This is a genomic window from Psychrobacter sp. NG27 (assembly GCF_016106655.1).
Classification (GTDB): domain Bacteria; phylum Pseudomonadota; class Gammaproteobacteria; order Pseudomonadales; family Moraxellaceae; genus Psychrobacter.
On sequence record NZ_JADGIN010000001.1, the window covers coordinates 443,032 to 460,757 of the forward strand.

13 protein-coding genes, 1 pseudogene and 1 other annotated feature are annotated in these 17,726 nt (G+C 39.0%); of the genes and pseudogenes, 1 reads left to right on the plus strand and 13 read right to left on the minus strand.

Going from position 1 to position 17,726, the window contains the following annotated elements; genetic code table 11:
- Positions 1–11: 11 nt before the first annotated feature.
- The 12 genes from IP485_RS01785 to IP485_RS01840 all read right to left on the minus strand — a co-directional run bounded on the left by IP485_RS01785 (position 12) and on the right by IP485_RS01840 (position 15,130).
- Entirely contained in the window at positions 12–1,349 is a 1,338-nt protein-coding gene (locus IP485_RS01785; protein WP_198325739.1) for a DUF4910 domain-containing protein, read from the minus strand.
- A 439-nt stretch (positions 1,350–1,788) separates the two neighbouring features.
- Entirely contained in the window at positions 1,789–2,760 is a 972-nt protein-coding gene (locus IP485_RS01790; protein ID WP_198325740.1) for a glycosyltransferase family 2 protein, read from the minus strand.
- A 16-nt stretch (positions 2,761–2,776) separates the two neighbouring features.
- Positions 2,777–3,700, minus strand: a complete 924-nt coding sequence (locus IP485_RS01795; protein ID WP_198325741.1) for a glycosyltransferase family 52 — start codon at positions 3,698–3,700, stop codon at positions 2,777–2,779.
- A 53-nt stretch (positions 3,701–3,753) separates the two neighbouring features.
- A complete protein-coding gene (gene pseF / locus IP485_RS01800; RefSeq protein WP_198325742.1) occupies positions 3,754–4,437 on the minus strand; it encodes a pseudaminic acid cytidylyltransferase in 684 nt (227 codons plus the stop codon).
- On the minus strand, positions 4,437–5,486 hold the full coding sequence (locus IP485_RS01805; protein ID WP_198325743.1) for a nucleotidyltransferase family protein: 1,050 nt from the start codon (positions 5,484–5,486) through the stop codon (positions 4,437–4,439). Before IP485_RS01805 ends, pseF begins: the two co-directional genes overlap by 1 nt.
- A gap of 12 nt (positions 5,487–5,498) precedes the next feature.
- Complete coding sequence (locus IP485_RS01810) at positions 5,499–6,137, minus strand: acetyltransferase (protein WP_198325744.1); 639 nt, start codon at positions 6,135–6,137, stop codon at positions 5,499–5,501.
- Positions 6,130–7,203: an N-acetylneuraminate synthase gene (gene neuB, locus IP485_RS01815; RefSeq protein WP_198325745.1), complete on the minus strand. Its 1,074-nt coding sequence runs from the start codon at positions 7,201–7,203 to the stop codon at positions 6,130–6,132. Before neuB ends, IP485_RS01810 begins: the two co-directional genes overlap by 8 nt.
- A gap of 14 nt (positions 7,204–7,217) precedes the next feature.
- Positions 7,218–8,354, minus strand: a complete 1,137-nt coding sequence (gene neuC / locus IP485_RS01820) for a UDP-N-acetylglucosamine 2-epimerase (protein ID WP_198325746.1) — start codon at positions 8,352–8,354, stop codon at positions 7,218–7,220.
- Between the two features lie 118 nt (positions 8,355–8,472).
- A complete protein-coding gene (locus tag IP485_RS01825; protein WP_198325747.1) occupies positions 8,473–9,663 on the minus strand; it encodes a UDP-N-acetylglucosamine 4,6-dehydratase in 1,191 nt (396 codons plus the stop codon).
- A gap of 37 nt (positions 9,664–9,700) precedes the next feature.
- Positions 9,701–11,500, minus strand: coding sequence for an ABC transporter ATP-binding protein (locus IP485_RS01830; protein ID WP_198325748.1), 1,800 nt, complete (start codon positions 11,498–11,500; stop codon positions 9,701–9,703).
- Between the two features lie 182 nt (positions 11,501–11,682).
- Entirely contained in the window at positions 11,683–13,941 is a 2,259-nt protein-coding gene (locus IP485_RS01835) for a polysaccharide biosynthesis tyrosine autokinase (protein ID WP_198325749.1), read from the minus strand.
- Positions 13,942–14,056: 115 nt separating this feature from the next.
- Positions 14,057–15,130 (minus strand): polysaccharide biosynthesis/export family protein, encoded by a 1,074-nt coding sequence (locus IP485_RS01840; protein WP_198325750.1) that lies wholly within the window; start codon positions 15,128–15,130, stop codon positions 14,057–14,059.
- A gap of 528 nt (positions 15,131–15,658) precedes the next feature.
- Here IP485_RS01840 and IP485_RS01845 point away from each other — a divergent pair.
- A pseudogene (locus IP485_RS01845) lies at positions 15,659–16,857 on the plus strand (IS3 family transposase).
- Positions 15,913–16,029, plus strand: a sequence feature (AL1L pseudoknot). (Overlaps the previous pseudogene by 117 nt.)
- A 65-nt stretch (positions 16,858–16,922) precedes the next feature.
- Here IP485_RS01845 and IP485_RS01850 read toward each other — a convergent pair.
- The gene (locus IP485_RS01850; protein ID WP_198325751.1) at positions 16,923–17,288 is read right to left on the minus strand and encodes a glutaredoxin family protein; all 366 of its coding nucleotides are present in this window, start codon (positions 17,286–17,288) and stop codon (positions 16,923–16,925) included.
- Between the last annotated feature and the right edge of the window lie 438 nt (positions 17,289–17,726).

Sequence of the window (17,726 nt, forward strand, 5' to 3'; positions counted from 1 at the left end):
TAGCATAGACGTCAGAAGAGTAAGGCTGAATAGTCATAGCTTTCCTCATTACTCAAAATCAAGTCAACACTTATCAATAATTCTTCAGATTTCAGCTTGTTTATAGTATCTTGAAGCTCCCATAATGGGGCATTTATTCTTTCTGCTATTTCTAAAGTTGTACTTATTCCATCACAGTAAGCTAGAAAGTTCATCATATTCTTAATCACGGAGCTACTGTCTTTGGTACCTATTGTTGGGTGCAAGCCTCTCTTTCCAAGTTGTGGTTCACATAAAACATTCGTGGTAAGCGTTTCATTTGCTTCAAGGCATTCAATCGATCTCTTTAATACCTCATAACTACCGCGCAGACCAGTAGAGGTTACTAGACTTAAGTCATCTAACGAAGTGTGATATTCTGGATAGCAACCATATTTCGTTCTCATGATTGAACATACAGGCAGATCTATGCCTTTACTACAATACTGCCTCTCATCACTCCCCCTGTCTAAAAAAGAATAACTGATAAACGCCGGATGAGTATGGGTTAAGACATGTACTGCCACTTGATCCGCTAGAGTATCGCCAATTCTGGAAGGCAAGTATGAATAAGCTCTATCATCACCTACACAGGTAATATTAAACCCGGCAATAATGTTTTGTTTCATCGCTTGATGATGACGACTGAGATAGGTTATTGAACCAATCGTTTCAGGGATTATGACAATCCGATAGGTATATTTTCTAGATGGCAAACTTAGAAGCCACTTTGCCAAAAATACCGTTACCACTGGACCTGATAGCTCATTATTTGCCATTGAGGGATGACATAAATAACTGGATAGAAAGACTTCCTCTTCTGTTTCACCTGGGATGATCAACTCACCATAGGTTAGGCTTCCTTCCTGTAAATCACTATCTATATATACCCTATAAGTACCTGGCTTGAGTGAGTCCCTTTCACTTTGAGTAATACAAAAACCCCATCTTTCTTGATAGTATGAGGTTATATAAGGTATAGCATTCGGTTGCTCTGGTAATGAATACAGGTGCTCTTGCAATTCTTCAAGCGATATTTCTTGATTTACGGGTATAGAGTAGCCAACCACATGAAGGTTGGAAGTTTGAAAATCACATATCTTCTTGCCATCAGGAGTAATGATATAAGCGTCTCTAATATTCCATTCTTCTGGGACTTCCCAATCAAAACACTTGGTACCAGTTGCAACCTCAAAAACATTCAAATCATTCAATTGCATATCGTTTTTTAGAATACTTAAGGACTCTCGAAAACCTATTCCAGTGATACTACGACATATGGGAAAAAGCTTTTCGCAAAGCTTGTGCATTGCTATACCAATATCTTCCATTACTTGGTTCTCCTTTGGTCTAAACGAGAATCTCCCTTACTTTATCTGAACTTTAAACCGCTTGTGTGAAGTACTGGAGCTCTAACTCATAAAAGCTTACTTACTACGATTATGCTGTACGGTATTTTTTTTGTAAAGAAATAAATTCATTATTTCGCATATATGCAATAATGGTAGTTACAAGGTAATGAACCGACCAAGAACTGGAATTGTGGGAACCGTAATATTTAGAGACAATATTACAGTAAAATGAAAAACTCATATTTTCGAAATTAAAGAACGCGTGGCTGGCATCCTGACTGAAGCATTAAACTACTATCTTTCTACGTGGCCAGACATCTAAGCCTTCACTACCAAGTTTGATTCTAAAGTTTTTTTAGAATAGCTCAGTGCTTTAGATTTATGACTAACATGTTTAGACTCATGTCATATCTAATGTTTATTCAGGTTGCTTATTTATCAATCTTTTAAATTTCAATGAAACATGACGAGCTGATAATAATACAGCTGGATGTAATCTAGCAGCAGAGCCTAAAAGATGCATGTTTAAACTACTAGGTTTTAAACGTAAAGCATAAAGGCTCCTAATTTCTTCTATATTTTTATCATATACGGACTGCCGCATTGCAGAATACAACCTGGAATTAATATATGTTACAACATCCTGTCTTTTAAGAATATGAGACTGCTGATTTGCAACTGCGAGTAAATAGCTGACTGAAGGTGAAAGGTCCTTGAGTCTTTGAATCATAGGTCCTGCAGGTTGGCTAACCCTTGAGAGCTCTTCCATAACTCCACCAGTATCTCTGTAGTAACAGCAAGTGATACGATTAGACTTTGCGACAGAATATCTCAATGCTACTCTAGCCCAATACTCCAAATCTGTACCCGCTCTAAAATTACTGAAACCTCCAACCTCTTCAAAAACCTCTTTCTTGATGGCTACAGATGTAGAGTTAATAATACCTATATCTTTGGCCGCTTCTATAAAGTAGTTAATGACTCTGATGTTAGCATCCAGATTATTATCTATATTTACTTTCTTAGAACTATCACTAGTCTCAATGCAACTAGTAGAAACCATTGCTACTTTATCAAACCTATTAATGATATTACTTATTTCTCTTAAATGATCAGGTAGCCATGCATCATCAGCATCGAGGAAGGCTACCCAATGGTTACTTGCAGCCAAAACGCCAGAGTTCCTAGCCGGCCCCTCACCTTGATTGTCTTGTCTAATAACGCGAACTCTATCATCTTCTATATTTTCGACTAATTCTGCGCTTCTATCAGTAGACCCATCATCAACTACTATCAGCTCAAACTGCTCATATGTTTGATTTAGCACACTATCGACAGCACGACATATATATTTTTCTTTATTGTATAGGGGTATGACCACACTAAACATATCGATATCCTTATCGCTAAATTAAGATTGGTGTGCATCCTGATTTTTTGCTAAGCTCGTAAAGCTCATTACTTCCTACACCGTCTCTAGGAAACAAGACAATTCTGCTCTCACAAAAAGACTCTAGGTTGAGCATCACGCTACTGAACCAGCCTACAAGCCTGATACGTTTGTCCCCGGCATCTGCAATAATAGCATCCTCTGCGATACGTCCATGTTTACTTAAGATTGGCACACCAATATCAAGCATATTGCGCTCTCTGGGATGAGCCACATAAGCATCTATATATTGTGTTTTAACAAAATTTTCTAGCCTTAAGATTTGCGCTGCACTCATCACCTCTTCAAAAGGAGCTCCTATAAAATAGGTCTTGATATCATCTGATTTATTGTTTGTGGTATTTTCCCAGCCTTTTAGAAAAAACAGCCTTTCATTTTCTACAATATTTTTATTTTTAGCATAAACAGTATAGTGACGAGTTATTCTTTTCTTTATAGTCTTAAGAGTAGGAGAACCAATTAGAATCCTATAAATATTAGATCGCCTTGAGACTTCATTAGAAAATATTCCATTAGTCACAATGTTAGCTAAACCATCATCAAATGTAATCAATTTTGCTTTTTTGTGTTTATTGATTAAAAAATTTGGTACAAGTGCATTTATACTTGCATACATAACAGTATCGTAATATTTCGAAGAGTAACCTCTTGTTTTTAAGAGAAATATGATTTGCGAAAATATATCAAAACGTCGCGGACGAACGTAAATGTAATCTGATTTCTTAGAAATCAAAGATAATTGTTCATAGTAATATTGATCTTCTTCTGAGTCATTCTGTGTAAAATAAATAACATCCAGACTTTTAATCTGCTCTTTTTCTAAGACTTTTTGTGCCAACCAAGCTTGAAAAGGAGTCCTCACCATAAGTAGTGTACTCAACTTAAAATCTCCACAATAATAAGGTTTTATATGCTGTACTTACGAACCACTACTTATTGACTACTGATAAAATATTCTGCTAACTCAAAATCATCTTGAGTATCGATATCTATAGAGGCCTTTCTGTCCATTATATAAGCGTGCGTTCCACTACTATATATATTAGCTAAATGCCCCACATAACTTTTATCTAAAATATAGATAGCACCATTTAGTCTATAATATGCTTCTAACTCCTGCGTTCTCTTAGTGTCTTTGGGATCAATAAAGCCATCCATGCAACCATCTGCGCCTAATTTATTACAAAACTGAATAGGATGCTCTAAATCACAGACTGACACCACTGCTTTTGCAGACTTATCCATCATAAGCTCAAAGGCTTGTGCTATATCGGCGGCTGTCCTTAAAGGTGATGTTGGCTGAAGAATAGTGACGATTGAAACTGCTTGCTCATACTTATTTTCTATCCAATCTACCATGTGTGTTACTACATCGTTAGTCGTTGCATGATCAGTGGAAATCTCTGTTGGTCTCAAAAAAGGTACGCTCGCGCCGAACGCTTTAGATATATTTGCAATTTCTTCATCATCTGTACTTACTAATACATGATCAAATATATCGCTCTGGATAGCAGCCTCAATTGTCCAAGCAATCATAGGCTTTCCTGCTAAATCCTTTATATTTTTACCTGGCAGCCGTTTGCTGCCACCGCGAGCAGGGATAATGGCAATAATCATTATACCAACCCTTTAATATCATTCTGTGCCTTGTGATAATCGGCTAGCTGTCCGATATCTAGCCAATAGTCATAACTGGTATATATACCAACTCTATAGTCTTGTTCCATTCGATCTGCCAACAATGTTGGCAAGTCTAACTTTGAATTCTTTGCTACAGAAGACACACATTCGGGACTCAAAACATAAATACCCGTGTTGATATTATAATGATACGTTGGCTTCTCAATCATGCTAGTGATTAAGCTACCTTGGCTCTCCACCACACCAAAAGAAATTTTGTACTCTAGCTCACGTACGCACATAGTAGCGTCAAACTGGTGAGACTCATGATGCTCTAATAACTGCTTAAAATCTACTTTTGTTAATACATCACCATTCATCATGACTAAAGGCAGTTTAGGGAGTTCTTTTGGAAGTAAGCCTAAAGCTCCTCCAGTCCCTAATGGTGACTCCTCATGTATATAGGTGATACTGACATTCCACTTGCTTCCATCACCGAAGTGTTCATGAATGACTTCTGGCATATAGTGAGTAGAGATATAAAAATTATGAAAACCGAACATAATAAACCGATTGATAAGATGCTCGAGCATAGGCTTGTCGCCAACACTAAGCATTGGCTTGGGGCAATAATCTGTAAGAGGGCGTAATCGAGTACCAAAACCACCAGCCATAATAAACACAGGGTTATCAACTTTTCTAGGTTGTAGAAGCTGATGTAACGTCTCTAGACCTACTAGAATGTTATTATGGTCAACAATAGGAAGTGCTAATAAATCATATTTATCCATTAGCGCGATACGCTGCTGCCTGGTATGGGTTTGTTTTGCGACAAACGGATTCTTATTCATCACATGAGACACGGAATCAGTCATGTTACATGCCAATAGAAGCCCTCGACGAATATCACCATCTGTCAAAGTGCCCAGCAGTTTATTGTCATCATCGCACACAGTAGCAATACGTAATGCAGTTTCATCTAGTATACGCATTGCATCACGAATACTTGATTTAGACGTCAATATCACATCTGTCCAGTTACTCATTGGCCATTTCTCCTATCGTAAGATTCGATTGCGTGCAGGTACTATTACTTGTCTCTCCTCTATATTACGGATTACCGTACATCCCGCCCCTACAATAGCTTGATGACCAATTTTTATACTTTGTATGACGTTTGCTCCAGTGCCTATATGTACTCTGTCGCCTGTAACAACCCCACCGCTCAATGTTGCGTTTGGCGCAATATGATTATGCGGCCCAATCAGACAATCATGTTCTACAATTGCCCCACTATTAATCAAAGAATTAACTCCAATAATAGCGTTAGTCTGAATAACTACACCGTGCATAATTTGCACACTTTCTGCAATTTTAGCGCTTCTAGATATGATTGCATGGGGAGAAATTACTGATGCAAATCTATATCTACGACTCAAAAAGTAGTTGAATAGACTATAATGTATATCATTACCCGGTATCAAACCAATACCATTCACTAGCTCAACTTCATCAAACGAATAGGCCTCTAATAAGCTATCGTCACTAGTTAAATGACTCAAACCTTTCAAAGGGCTGCTCTCGTTAATAGGCTCTGGGGACACAACAGCTACAATCTCTCTACCTTCATTTAAAAGTATTTCGGCAAGAACAGATGCATGCCCACCTGAACCCAGAATAACTATAGGTTTAGGCATTTATTAGGTCTCCTTCCGCATAATCTTGCTGAGATACTCTACCCAACTGTGACCAATAAGATGAAGGAGACAAACCTGCACCGGGCCGTTTGATGGTCAAATTACTTTCATTAAATACATCACCTGCTTTAATGTGCTTAGCAGCTACTAAACTCTTGCGTGCAATCGATTTGTTCTTCATTTCAGAGGGCTGAGGGCCTTTGATACCATTACCCAATGCTCTCTCTACATCTCGGATTGCTCTTACCATAGCTCCTAACTCATCAGGTTCTAATGACGCTTTATGATCAGGGCCTTGCATCGACTTATCTAAAGTAAAGTGTTTCTCAATCAATTGAGCACCTAATGCAGTTGCCGCTATAGGAATAGTAATACCAGCACTGTGGTCAGAGTAGCCTGTGGTCAGCTTAAATGCGGACTCTAGTGTCGTCATAGCATTGAGATTTATTTCATCTATAGGCGCTGGGTACTCAGTAGTACAATGTAATAGGGTTACTTTGCGTTTAAGTGCGTTTTGTCCTGCTGCACTATTATATGCCTCTAAAAAAGCTTGTTCACTAGGTTCTGAATGATGCTTATTGGTAAGACCAAATGCAATAACTGCCAATGCGGACTCAATTTCAGCTAAACTTGCCATCCCTGTCGATACAATTAAGTCACAGCCTGTCGCCGCATGCTCTAACACAAAAGGAGCATTGGTCAACTCGCCTGATGGAATCTTCAGTGTTTTTAATTCTAAATCATTTACCAAGAACGCTAAGCTTTCTTTATCAAAAGCGGTAGATAAGAATTCGATACCAAGGTTCTGACAATATGCGACTAATAACTTATGTAAATCATAATTAAGCTCGAGGCGACTAAGCATGTCAAATTGTGATTCGGTCATACCAGAATTTTGCTTTTGATACTCAGCCTGCTGAGCATCTTTTGTTACTAAGTTTTTTGCTTTGAATGTTTGAAACTTTACAACATCAGCACCAGCAGCGTGAGCTGCATCAATTAGTTTGTATGCTAAGTCCTCACGACCATTGTGATTGACACCAGCTTCAGCTATTATTTTTACCATGGTCCAATACCTTTTTAAATGTCATGAAATCTTTTCATACTCGATAAATCGGTAGAAATGAGGATATCTAAGATAGCTTTGCTCGCTTGCCCTTTACCATAGGGATTCACCACTTGTCCATAGTCGCCTTTTATTGCTTCACTGATAGCCTTCGAGATGCTATCAGTGTTAGGAGCACAAGATATGACGCTTTCGGCAACTAACCGTCCAAGCTGTCGTTCACCTATATTAACTGTAGGGACTTTAAATGAAGGTACTTCTATAATCCCACTAGACGAGTTTCCTATTACAGCCACACTATGTTTCACTGCACTCAAATAACGCAATTGACCTAACGAGGGTATGGCTAAAGCTCGGCTCGGTTGGTTTGAAGCATAGCCTTCTAGCAAAGGTATTATCTCTCTACCACCATCATCAGCGTTTGGATAAGTCAATATAACCTGAAAATCTGGAAACTCATCAATGGCATCTAATAGACTTAAGAAAGTCTCTTTAGCTCGCTCTGAAGCCAACGTTACTGGATGATAAGTGACCAGAAAATACGGCTGCTTGAGTCTGAAATCCAAAGATTCACCTAATTCCTCAATGGACATTAATTCACTACGTTCCAAATGATCAAGTCCTACTGCTCCAACATTAAATACTCTTGCCGGCGACTCACCTAATTGAATAACACGACTTCTATGTGCTTCAGCGGAAGTAAAATGCAAGAAGCTAAGTTTGGTAATACAGTGTCGTATGGCATCATCGTAGGCACCTTCCGTGATTTCACCACCATGAATATGTGCTATAGGAATACGTAAAACCATGGCTGCTTGAGCTACTGCTAGTGCTTCAAAACGGTCACCTAAAACAACTAATACATCAGGCTGCATACGCTCTAAAGCATCTGCAAAACCTATAACACCTAATCCGATGCTCTTAGCTGTGCCTACACCGGTATTCGAGGAAAGCAACATTTCAACCTTCTCGGTAATAACAAAGCCGTCAGCCTCAATCTGCTGATACGTCATGCCAAACTCAGGTGACAAATGCATGGCTGACACAAGTAACTGTAACTCTAAATTAGGGTTTATTTGAATGTCTTTCAATAACCAATATAATAAGCCATATTCTGCTCGTGTTCCTGTAAATACGGCAACCTTTCTCATATCAAACTCCTACCGCCGAGCTAGGCAAATTAACCAGCCTAGCCTCAGCCCATTCAGACTTTATGGGCCTACCTCGTAACGAGTTAGGAAACATAGGCAACTGTATCTGCATTTTTTCTCACATTTTCCCATCGAGATACTTACCTGTTTCTTTGTGACCAAAATCAGGAATCATTTTAAAAAACAGCTCAACAATATCTTTTTTGTCCCAAGCAAGGCTGGCTTGCATTGATCGAATAGTATCCTCAAACTCTGACAGTAAGTCAGTATCAAAAACCGCATCGTTCTTAATAATACCCAAACTATTAAAACGCTGCAGATCAAGCGTTTCTGACTCCGTGAAAAACTCTTCAAAATCCTTTTCGCCCGTAGTGTCACTGTCTGTAAATAAGCACGGCCACTTACCCTGTTCAGGCAGAGTTTTTACCAACTCTCGGGCTTCGTCTTCACTACGGCATAAAACAGGCTTAAGCCCTTTCTGCTCCAGATATTTAACAGCAATATCAGCAAATGAAATCAGATGCAAACTCTCACTAAGCTTAGGAAAGAAAATATCGCGATTTTTACCAAATATACATGACATCAAACATAGCTCGCCTGATTCTTGAGGTGTAACAAAATACCGCTTAATATCATTGGGAGCTACGATGGGCTGACGTTTCTCTAAACGCTGATTAAAGCTGTGTAATAGTGAGCCATCAGAGAAAGCTACATTGGCAAAGCGAGCAGTAGATATATTGATATCTAAGCTACGACGCATCAAAAACATTTCCATAATACGCTTTGAAGCCCCCATCATATTTACTGGATTGGCGGCTTTATCTGTAGATACACAAAAGTATTTTTTTACGCCACTTTTGATAGACTGTTGTAGCGTTTTATCAGTGTTAAAAATATTAACATCGATCATCCGCATTAGGGTATAGGGATCTTTTTCGCTGCGCACGTGTTTTAAAGCGGACAGATTAAGCACATAATCAAAATAACCATCTGCTTTTATCAAAGCATCATATTCGGTAGAACCTATATCTAATGCGAAAGTTTGGAAGTCACCATTGATATAGCCAAATGAGCTACGGATATCACGAACCAGTTCTGCTAAGTTATTTTCACTGATATCTACTACATGTAGTTTTTTTGGATTGCGTTTAAATATTTCTCTGGTAACTGCTTGGCCAATTGAGCCTGCACCGCCTAGCACTAGAAATCTAGAGTTGGATACGATATCGTTTAGGGCTTGTTGTTTATTTTGAATGTCAGTAGTAAAAAGCTCTTTTTCTCTACCAATTAGTTTTAAGATTGAGTTCATAAATAACTACTCTTTATTGGTTGCAATACTAGTAGCGTTAGGCGTGTTTCGCCATTTCCTTAAATTTTAGATTACGTACTATTAGATCCTGATAAGTGCCACTATCTATGATTTTTCCGTGTTCCATGAAATAGATATGATCGCACTCCTCTACTGTCTTTAAACGGTGAGCAATCATGATAATAGTTTTTTTGCCACTGAACTCATGGATAGCGTCCATGACTATCTTTTCAGTAATACCATCTAGGGCACTGGTTGCTTCGTCGAATACTAACACCTCGGCCTCATTATAGAGTGCGCGTGCAATACCAATACGCTGACGTTGACCACCTGACAACTGTACACCGCGCTCACCTACTTTGGTATTGATACCCTCTGGTAATTGCTCGACCAACTCATTTAGGTTGGCTAAGGTCAACGCTTTATCTACTTGCTCTAAGCTGATGTCTCTTGCGGGGATGCCGAAAGCAATGTTTTCAGCGATGGAGCCTTCACTTAAAAAGATACTTTGCGGTACAAATCCCAATAAGTCTTGCCATGCGCGTTTGTTATTTGAATTGATTCGAACATCATCGACATATAGGCTACCCTGCTGCGGGGTCAGCAAACCAAGCAATAAGTCTATCAAGGTAGACTTGCCAGAGCCTGATGAGCCGACCAAACCAATAACGCTATTGACAGGAATACTCATACTGACACCGTCTACTGCCGCTCTATCTTTATTAGGATAACTAAATTCTATATCGTTTAGCACAATACTCTTATTAAGACTTATCACTGTAGGCATCAAAGCCTTAGTAGTCGCCTTTTGATTTTCAAATGAGCGTTCCAAGTCATCTTTTACAGCCTCAAAGGCAGAAATATTTCCTTTGATTTGAGAGACACTAGAATAAATTTGCTGTAAAGCGGGTAACAGTTTAAATGCTGCTAGCGCATAAACTGCTAAAATAGGCAGAACTTCTCCCAAATTACCTGAGTGCACCTTAATCAGCACTAGTACCAGTGAAATCATCGCGCCAAATGCTATTAACTCTATAAAATAGCGAGGCACTTGACTAATGGCTGTATTGGTTCCTAGAGCGCGGGCAAACAATTTACCACTATCATGAAACCGCTCTATAAAATCGTGGCTACGATTTAGCAGTAAGACGTCCTTTATACCACCAAAGCCTTCATTCATTAACCTAAAACGTCTAGTAGAAATATCAGAAAGTTGTCGACCGTTTTTTTCTAACTCTCTTCGTACTAATCTATATAACAAAAAGTACGCTAGCGAGAATATAAACAAACCTAATATTGCGATGAGTGGGTCGTAAATTACGATACTAATCGATATAAACAGCGCTAAGACAAGCTTTGCATTCATCTGTACTAATGGCTGTATAATTCCACCACTTATTCGTGCAGCTTCGGTTGAAACCTGCTTGGTCAGCTGTGCACTACTACCACTAGCATGAAACTGCCAGCTTTGCTGCATATAGTAGGCATAGAGGCGATCTGCAATCTCCGTGCCTATCTGAGCACCAAAGATAGATAGTTTCCAAATTGTAAACGTAGAAATAATGGTAGAAAATGTCAGCATCATTAAGACGATCACACCCGTATAAAACAGGAAATCCATCGGGTTGTCGATACCAGACAGCTGATACAATTGCGCAAAAACGCTATTGGTCTCTAGTATGCTAATATCACCAACTAAAGCCATAAAGGGCGCTATAGAAGCAATCCCTAATAGCTCTGTAAACGCCATAATAACAACCAGCACTTGCAATATATAAAACTGTTTTAACTGTTTGTCGGTCAGTAGCACAAAGAGCTGTTTGATTACTTTCAACATAACTTATTCAACTATATTAAGTTCAATATAAAAAGATACAGCGGGACTGGGATCAATTTTTTGCAGCCTCTGTCAGCTTAGGCATAGTACGACAGAAACATTTATACCAGTCTTGTATCATAACGTCACGTCTCTATTTTATTTCGTATCAACTATCATATTGATTTAATATCTGCACCATATTACCGATTGTCAGCATAGGCGTAGCGATAATGATAGCTATATTTACTCATGATACCTTGCTGTACATCGTTGAGAATAATGCCATCTACTTGGATATCAGATTCATACATTTGTTTAACGGCATAGATTAACTGTCTTTCCATTGAAGCATCGTATCTGGTTACCATGAATACTTTGTCTGCATACTGAGCTAACACCATCGCATCTGAAGCGGCCAATAATGGCGGTGAATCGATGATAATATAGTCGTACTGAGACTTTAATCCTGCTAACAAAGCAGCAAACTTTTCGCTGATTAGTAGTGATTCAGGATCACTTGGATGTTTTCCGCGTGGCATAAAATCAATATGCTCCATACCACTAGGGTAAATAAGATTTTCTATACTAAAATCGGAAACATCATTAATTATTTGAGTATCGGTACTATTGTTAAGTTGCAAACTGCTATCGTCTAGTAACAGATAATCTGCTAAGCCCTCATATTGACTCATACCAAAAACTTTGTGCAGCTCACCCATACGCATATCCGCATCTATAAGCAAAACTTTTTTGTTCAGCTGAGCAAAGACTTCTGCCAAGTTAGCAGAGATAAACGATTTGCCAACGCCTGGGCTTTCACCCGTTAACAAAAGCACTTTTGCTTTTTGGCTATCCGAAATCACCGTTGGCATACTCAATATAATTTTAGTTCGAAGACTTTTGATCGCTTCATAACTCAAACTACTATTATCAACATGGGCCAGCATACGAGGTGCTGCTTTTTTGTTAGTACTTAATCTTGATAATACAGCAGAGCGTGGAATTGTGGCGATGACTGGCACTCCTGTCTTAGACTCAATACGTTCAGGGTTTTTAACGAGATTTCTAAGTAGGTGCATAATGAATACTAATAAAATACCTAGTAGAGCACCTGCTAGGGTGGCCAACATCATTATCAATTGTTTTTTGGGGGTGATAGTTCTATTGGTGTTGATAGGCAAATCAATGATACGGGCGTCGCTGACCTCACCTGCTCTGACAATTTTTAGCTGTTCATAGTTTTTAAGGATATTGAGATAGATCTCTCTATCGATATTTACATCCCCAGAAAGTGTCAAAAACTCTCTCTGTACTTCTGGTAGCTCATTGATAGTATTATCAATTTGCTGCTTTCTAGTATTCAGTACTCTAAGTTGTTCGTTTATCTGGATGACCAAAGGATGATCATTGGTATAGTAAGTGGTTAGCTCTGCTCTTTTTAGCTTAAGCTCACTAATTTGTGTATCAATTCCCGCATTTTCACTAAGCAATATTGATGCTTCTTGTGCCACGTCAATGGTGCCAGAATTCTCACGAAATTTATTGAATATTGCTTCTGATGCTTTGAGTTTTTGTTTTAATTCTGGAATTTGCTTTTTCATAAACTCAATGGTTTTGATAGTTTGTTCCGAGCCACGTGTTTGGTTCTGTGCACTATAAGACAGTACAATATGTTCTAATATTAGGCTGACTTGCTTTTGATTTAGACCTAACAAAGACAGTTCGATGATACCAGTCTTTGCGCCTTTTTCCACTACTGATAAGGCACTATTAATAGAGTCCGTGGTAATTTGCAGTGATTGTTTGGTAATATCAATAGGATGTTCACCAGTAGGTAGATCATTGACCCTAATTTCAATGAGACCGCTCTTACCTGTGAAACGATGCGCTTTGTTCAACTGTCCGTTAAACTTCTCACTGCTAGTACTCAAGACAAAGCCTGTCTTAGTTCTTAATAAAACAAAGGGTTTATCTAGATACTCTTCTGACACATTAAACTGATTAACTTGTACTCGACCATCACTCGTCTCGAGTACAACGCCATCAGCAGTATTCATTTGCACGTTCGTTTGGTTGTTTTTTATTCTATCTATTTTATTAACTGCCGGATCATTCAATCTAATACCTAGATGAAGCAAATCCACCACTGGCTCTAAGACCATGCGGGATCTTATTAACTCAATCTGTGCCTGCACTGAACTATCCTCAGGTGGCAATAGCTCTGCTATATTCGATCCTAGACCTGATAAGTTTTGGGAGGTTTCGTCAATTTGAATCAGTGCATCTGATTTAAAGGTAGGATTTTCGTAGCGAACATATAACACACCTATTATTAAACCCAAAATTGCAAACAGAGCAATGATCTTCCAGCCGCGTAGTAATACTAAAAGCAGACCCAGTAGACCATTGTCTTTGTCATCAGTATTGTGTCTAGATAAATCCTTTGAATTGTTATCCATAACTATGTTATCCGTAACTATGTCTTCATCAATTAGTATTAGTCAGTCAGCTTATTTTTTTAGTCCATTATTCAAAGCTCGCGATAATATTATCAAACGCCATAATCATTATCGCTTAAAAATCTGAGATTGATCTGATCGCAGAAGTTGATGGTAAAAGAGCACTGATCACACGGTTCCAACGAGTTAAGCCCGTAGGATCAACGTAAATAATGTCATTGGCTTGCATCTCAAAGCGATTTGCCAATGCTAAGCCTGTAATAGTCTGCATATCGGCATAATAGATATTGGTATAATTATATTTTGAGTTATCACGGACAATATATACTTTGGCAGCATTGGCTGTGATCGCATTGAGACCACTTGATTCACCCAGTACGTGTGATAAGCTAAGACCCTGCTCAGGTATAGCGACTGGTGCAATTCGACCAAACTCTCCCAAGACGTAGACTTTATTACGGCTTTGACTATTAACATGAATGGAATCACCATCTTGTATATAGACTTGGTTGGCAGATAGACCCATCTGCCTTAATGATTGCAACCCTAAGTTATAATTTTTACCTCGGCGATTTAATACAATATTATTTGAATCTCCTGTCATAGTTGCTCCCCCTGCGATAGACAAAGCACTGTATAATGTGACCGGTGCATCAGCAATAGGGAACTCGCCAGACTTAGCAACCTCGCCATCGATAAAGAATTTTCTACTAAGATAATTGGTGATTTTGACTTGTGGGTCTGAGTATTTGAGGTAGCGTTGCAACCTACGTTGTAATACTGCAGTGAACTGCGGCACACTCATGCCACTCGCCTTCAGACGTCCTATCAATGGAAACTGAATAAAGCCTTGCTGATCAACAGTAATACTTGATGTTGATGCACTGATATTTGGATAGTCAGTGAGCACTATACTCATGATGTCTCCTGCTTCAATACGATAACTTATTGCTCTTGACGCTTTGACAAAGTTATATAGCTCATTGTCGAGTACTGGAGCTTGTTTAGCTGGCAAGGTCGATACATCTAATGGCTGAACATTAAAGGTAATACCATTTTCTGCGACAAAGGCACCACTAGGCGGTAGGTTGCCCGCCTGTAATCCAGAATTAATACTGCTGCAACCAGATGTAACCGTGAGGAGCACTAAGCACGCTATCGTCGATAATTGAGATGAATATTCGCCCATAGTAAACCCCTTGTAAGCTACATCTATAAGTAACAGCTGTTAGCGATACCGTAATTTTCATAATGTAGGTCTATTACGAACCCATTAAATAACTACATTACAAACAAGAAACGTCTTAGTAATAATACGAGTTATAATCTAGTGAACATTTATCAACGAGTTAACGATCATACATACGCTTAATCGAATTCAAATATTCGCATAAACTTATATATTTATATACTATCCAACAACAATTAGCAACAAAAGTTATGCATTACTTACATCAACTGATACGGTTGTATAAAAAGCGGCGTAGAGCAGTTATATGATCAACTTTTAGGTAATTAGCATGGTGGTTAATTTTGTGGCAGTGTAGGATTTGATGAAACAGTAATTGGCAGGATTGATTAGTAGCGATACTCAATCATTTTCTACAAATTTCTAGACAATATGGAGACCATCCTAGATTTGTATTGGTTAACTAACTTAGGACAGCTGAACCGCCCCGGGATTGTCGGAGACTCAACATTCTGAGAGAATACGACAATGAAAAGACAAACCTACACTCCTGAGATTAAAGAACGCGCCGTTCGTACGTTGATCGAAGCAGCAAACGACTATCCCTCCACAGGGTCAGCCATCCAAGCCATTGCCCCTAAGATTGGCCGTACGCCTGAAACCCTACGACCATGGCATAAAAAACACATCGATCAAACTATTCCTGCCTCAGTACAAGCGCAAAGCGACAAAGAACGCATCAAAGAGCTTAAGCAAGCTAATGAAATCATCAGAAAGGCTGCGGTTTTTTTCGCCCAGGCGGAGACGGGCCGTCCACCCAAGTAATGATCAGTTTTATTGACAATAACAGAGCTAAGTATGGGGTCGAGCTGATCTGTAGAGTCTTACCGATTGCCCCGTCAATTTATTATCGTGCTCAAGACTTAAGCGACAACCCACACAAGCGTTCACTACGCAGTCAGCATGACGACTCTTACATCGGTGAGATTAAACATATTTGGCAGGTCAGCAAATGCCGTTATGGTGTGCGTAAAGTGTAGCAGCAGATGAAAGCTGATGGGTTAAAGGTTGCTTGTTGTACCATAGAGCGCTTAATGAAACAGCATGGCCTACAAGGTGTCTGGCGCGGTAAGGGTAAAATAACAACTCACAGCCATGATGATCAAAAGCGTGCTGATGACTTGGTTAATCGTAACTTTAGCGCTCATCGCCCTAACCAGCTCTGGGTGGCAGACTTTACTTATATCAAGACGATAAGCGGCTGGGTGTATACCGCTTTTATTATTGATGTGTTTGCTCGCGCTATTGTGGGCTAGAAAGTCTCTAATCGCATGAACACCGATATGGTGATGGCAGCATTAAATCAGGCGATAACAGATAGGAATAATCCTAAAGATGTGATTCATCATAGCGATAGAGGCGTTCAGTATTTATCCATTCGTTATACTGATAAGATGGCTGATTCTGGTATCATTGCATCTGTTGGCACAACAGGCGATTCATACGACAATGCATTGGCTGAAACGGTCAATGGGCTTTACAAGTCTGAGGTGATTCATTATTTAAAGCAGAACTGGACTGGTGTGAACGATGTTGAACTGGCAACCCTTGAATTGGTAGATTGGTTCAATAAAACACGACTGCATAGTACGATTGGTTATGTGTCACCTTTTGATTTTGAAAAGCGGTATTATGATAATTTAACCCTGTCAGGCATCGCTGCCTGACTCAAGTAAATCACTCTCCGATAAAGTCGGGGCGGTTCAGTTGTTGTTCGAACTGAAGACATGCACTAGCCAAAACGCTGTTGCAAGTAAGCATTGATATCATTAGATTCATACATCCATTGGACGTCGTCGTCTTTTTGAATACGTAGACAAGGCACTTTTATCCGCCCACCGTTCTCAGCAAGCTCATTGCGAAACTGCTCATTGTTTTTTGCATCTCGAAGCTCAACAGGCACATTCAATTTATGAATTTGACGACGTACTTTGACGCAAAAAGGACACGATTGAAATTGATATAAGGATAGATCTTCACCAGCCTTATTAACAAGAGCTTGTTCTTCTTCAGTACGTTTCATGGCATTACCTTGTGTCATAAAACTGATACCCGCAATAATTCGTCCTAGACCTTCTCGTAGCAATTTAATTAACATTCTTACCTCTTCAAAATATCTTTTATGGATTCTTTAACACTCAGAGAATGAGTGCTTAGTGTATATTTGTATGGTGTTCAGATTTTTCGATATGCAAAGCTTAATTATTGATCTCGTTGAGCATAGAGGTCGAGATGATTAGGCCATGGCAAACTCATTCTACTATAGTTGATTCAGTTTAAAAGAGATATAAGGCAACCGAGTGCAGATGTATACGTGATACTTCAAGCGAGGTTAACGCTGTCACTCTTTTATAGAGGATTGACTATACACTCCCAGTCGCCTTGGTTAGCATCGTAAATGAGGCATCTATTTTAAGGTACTAAAAATATAATCCTAAAGCATCTAACAATCTGGTCGTTCTAGTCATCAGATAGCTACAAAGCATCGCTATTCTACCCATTCATATAAATATTAATACCTTAAGAGATAATAAAA